This window comes from Streptomyces bohaiensis, assembly GCF_012033785.1.
In the GTDB taxonomy this organism is placed as follows: Bacteria; Actinomycetota; Actinomycetes; order Streptomycetales; family Streptomycetaceae; genus Streptomyces; species Streptomyces bohaiensis.
Window position 1 is genome coordinate 1 of the sequence record NZ_JAAVJC010000390.1, and the last position, 3,318, is coordinate 3,318.

The following is a 3,318-nucleotide window of genomic DNA, read 5'->3' on the forward strand; positions in this document are numbered from 1 at the left end:
TGGTCGAGGCCCCCGCACCGGGCTCCGCCACCGCGGGGGCGGCCGCCGGCAGCCCGGCCGTCCCGAAGGCGACCGGAGCGAGGCGGCTGGTGCGCACGGCCAGGACCTCGAAGCGCGCGGGGCGGCTGAACGCCGCCAGCACCCCGTCGCCGGAGGCCCGCAACCGGACGGCGGCGGCCCGGTCCCACTTGAGCTGTCGGGTCAGGAAGGCCGCGAGGCCGGTGGCGTCGGTCCGGTCCGCGAGACTCAGCCTGGTCATGCCGTTGGTCGTCCTCAGGTCGGTTCGGGGTGGTCCCCCGGATGGTACGCACACCCCGCGGCCGGGCACGAGGCCGCTGTCACGGCTCTGTGCCGGCCGGGCACCGCGCGGCCCCGGCGGCGGGCGCCACGATGCCCCGCCGGTCCTGCCGGCGGGGCATCGGGTGGTGCGCGAGTGGCGACGTCAGCTGCCGGAGCCGGACGAGGCCGCCGTGTCGTCGTAGTACTCCGCCAGCAGCTCCCGTTCCGCCGGGGTCAGCCGGCGGGGCCGCTGGCCCTTGAGGTCGAACGGCACGATGACCGTCGACGCGCGGACGTAGCAGGTGTCGCCGTCGAGCACCTCGTAGCCGAAGGTGGCCGAGGCCGCACCTGTCTTGGTCACCCAGATGTCTATCGCCACGGGGTCGTGCCGGTGCACCAGGGGGCGAAGGTAGTCGATCTCGTGGCGGGCGACGACGGAACCGCCGGTGAAGGGCTCACCGTCGGCCCCCGAACCGACCTCACGGGCGAGCCGCCACATGAAGTCGATCCGGGCCTCCTCCAGGTAGCGCAGGAACACGACGTTGTTGACGTGCCCGAACGCGTCCATGTCGGACCACCGCAACGGGCAGCTGAAGGTGTGCCGCACGTCAGCCCCGCGTCAGCTTCTTGTAGCTGGCACGGTGCGGACGTGCCGCATCCGGACCGAGTCGCTCGATCTTGTTCTTCTCGTAGGACTCGAAGTTCCCCTCGAACCAGAACCACTGCGAGTCACCCTCGTAGGCGAGGATGTGGGTGGCGACCCGGTCCAGGAACCACCGGTCGTGGGAGACGACCACGGCGCAGCCCGGGAACTCCAGCAGCGCGTTCTCCAGCGAGGAGAGCGTCTCGACGTCGAGGTCGTTGGTGGGCTCGTCGAGGAGGAGCAGGTTGCCGCCCTGCTTCAGGGTGAGCGCGAGGTTCAGCCGGTTGCGCTCACCGCCGGAGAGGACGCCGGCCGGCTTCTGCTGGTCCGGCCCCTTGAAGCCGAAGGCGCTGACGTAGGCCCGCGAGGGCATCTCGACGTTGCCGACGTTGATGTAGTCCATCTCGTCGGAGACCACGGCCCACAGCGACTTCTTGGGGTCGATGTTGGAGCGGTTCTGGTCGACGTAGGAGATCTTGACCGTCTCACCGGTCTTGATCGAGCCGTCGTCGGGCTCCTCCAGCCCCTGGATCATCTTGAACAGCGTCGTCTTGCCGGCGCCGTTCGGGCCGATGACACCCACGATGCCGTTGCGGGGCAGGGTGAAGGACAGGTCGTCGATGAGGACCTTCTCACCGAAGCCCTTGCGGAGGTGGTCCACCTCGACGACGACGTTGCCCAGCCGCGGGCCCGGCGGGATCTGGATCTCCTCGAAGTCCAGCTTCCGCATCTTGTCGGCCTCGGCGGCCATCTCCTCGTAGCGGGCCAGCCGCGCCTTCGACTTCGCCTGGCGGCCCTTGGCGTTGGAGCGGACCCACTCCAGCTCCTCCTTGAGGCGCTTCTGACGCTTGGCGTCCTTCTGCCCCTCGACCTTCAGCCGGGCCTGCTTGGTCTCCAGGTACTTGGAGTAGTTGCCCTCGTAGCCGTGGGCGCGACCGCGGTCGAGCTCCATGATCCACTCGGCGACGTTGTCGAGGAAGTACCGGTCGTGGGTGATGGCCACGACGGTGCCCGGGTACTTGGCGAGGTGCTGCTCCAGCCACTGGACGGACTCGGCGTCCAGGTGGTTGGTGGGCTCGTCGAGCAGCAGCAGGTCGGGGGCCTCGAGCAGCAGCTTGCAGAGCGCGACGCGGCGCTTCTCACCACCGGAGAGGTTGACGACCGGCCAGTCACCGGGCGGGCAGCCCAGCGCGTCCATCGCCTGCTCCAGCTGGGCGTCCAGGTCCCACGCGTTCGCGTGGTCGAGCTTCTCCTGGAGCTTGCCCATCTCCTCCATCAGCTCGTCGGTGTACTCGGTGGCCATCTGCTCGGCGATCTCGTTGAACCGGTCGAGCTGGCCCTTGGTCTCGGCCACGCCCTCCTGGACGTTCTCCAGGACGGTCTTCGTCTCGTCGAGCGGGGGCTCCTGCAGCAGGATGCCCACCGTGTACCCGGGCGAGAGGAAGGCGTCGCCGTTGGACGGCTGCTCCAGACCGGCCATGATCTTCAGCACGGTGGACTTGCCGGCTCCGTTGGGACCCACGACGCCGATCTTCGCGCCGGGCAGGAACGCCAGCGTGACATCGTCGAGGATCACCTTGTCGCCGTGCGCCTTGCGTGCCTTGCGCATGGTGTAGATGTACTCAGCCAAGAGATACCGTCCGGCAATCGAAGAAGTGACGTGGGGATCGACCCCCATCCTGCCGCATGGCGCCCCCGGGGCGGAAATGCGGCCGCCGCTCACCGGCCGACACAGCTGCCCGCCCCGTCGGTCCGGCGCAGGACGGCCGCTCCCGCCGTCGAGATCGGGGCGCGGTCCGTGTCGTGACGTGCCGTGTCGGCGGCGTGGCTCGCTCGCTGCGGCCCGCAGGGCGTCGAACGGGGCGGGGACGAACCCCCCTGCGGCCGCGCAGCCGCCACCGTGCTCTCGGCGTCCCACCGCCCCGGACGGGCCGGGCCGCCAGATGGGTGGTGACCGGCGGCAGACGGCCGAAGCAGGGGTGCACTCGCTCCCGCAGCGACCGAGGCTGGAGGGAGTCGAACCATCCTTGGAGGCGGAATGATCGTGCGGATGCTTCACGAGCGGGGTCTGCGAAGTGAGCAGGTGTACTGCGCGGCCACTGCATCGGTCGGCCTGTCGGTGGCGAGCTGGTTCCTGTCGCGCAGGGCGGAGCGCGGCGCGAGCCGGGCGCGGGCCGACCGCTGGGGGATCTTCGTCGGCGAGTGGGCGCCCACCCTGTTCGGCCTCGGCATCGCGCTGTCGCAGTACGAGCGCGACGAGCTTCATCTCGCGGAGGCGTTCGCCGAGGACGAGCCGGAGGGCACCGCGGGACTCGCCTGACCCCGGGGCGTCCTGCCACCGCCCGGGGCAGCCCGCCGGCCGGCGGCGGGGGCCGCGGGTCGGCGCGGGCCCGGCC

4 protein-coding genes are annotated in these 3,318 nt (G+C 70.7%); 1 reads left to right on the forward strand and 3 read right to left on the reverse strand.

Features of this window, described 5'->3' with window-relative positions; translation table 11 throughout:
- The 3 genes from HCN52_RS23055 to ettA form a co-directional block, all read right to left on the reverse strand.
- On the reverse strand, window positions 1-259 hold a 259-nt coding region (locus tag HCN52_RS23055; RefSeq protein WP_512700792.1), incomplete at its 3' end, for a DUF8010 domain-containing protein.
- A gap of 183 nt (window positions 260-442) precedes the next feature.
- Entirely contained in the window at window positions 443-886 is a 444-nt protein-coding gene (locus HCN52_RS23060; protein ID WP_168090367.1) for an acyl-CoA thioesterase, read from the reverse strand.
- 1 nt (window position 887) lies between these two features.
- Window positions 888-2,552, reverse strand: coding sequence for an energy-dependent translational throttle protein EttA (ettA, locus tag HCN52_RS23065; RefSeq protein ID WP_168090368.1), 1,665 nt, complete (start codon window positions 2,550-2,552; stop codon window positions 888-890).
- Window positions 2,553-2,972: 420 nt separating this feature from the next.
- Here ettA and HCN52_RS23070 point away from each other — a divergent pair, with 420 nt between their 5' ends.
- Window positions 2,973-3,242: a hypothetical protein gene (locus tag HCN52_RS23070; RefSeq protein ID WP_245175383.1), complete on the forward strand. Its 270-nt coding sequence runs from the start codon at window positions 2,973-2,975 to the stop codon at window positions 3,240-3,242.
- Window positions 3,243-3,318 lie beyond the last annotated feature (76 nt).

Coding starts and splice junctions, on each gene's coding strand:
- HCN52_RS23070 (WP_245175383.1), top strand. CDS start 2,973: ATGCTTCACGAGCGGGGTCTGCGAAGTGAGCAGGTGTACTGCGCGGCC.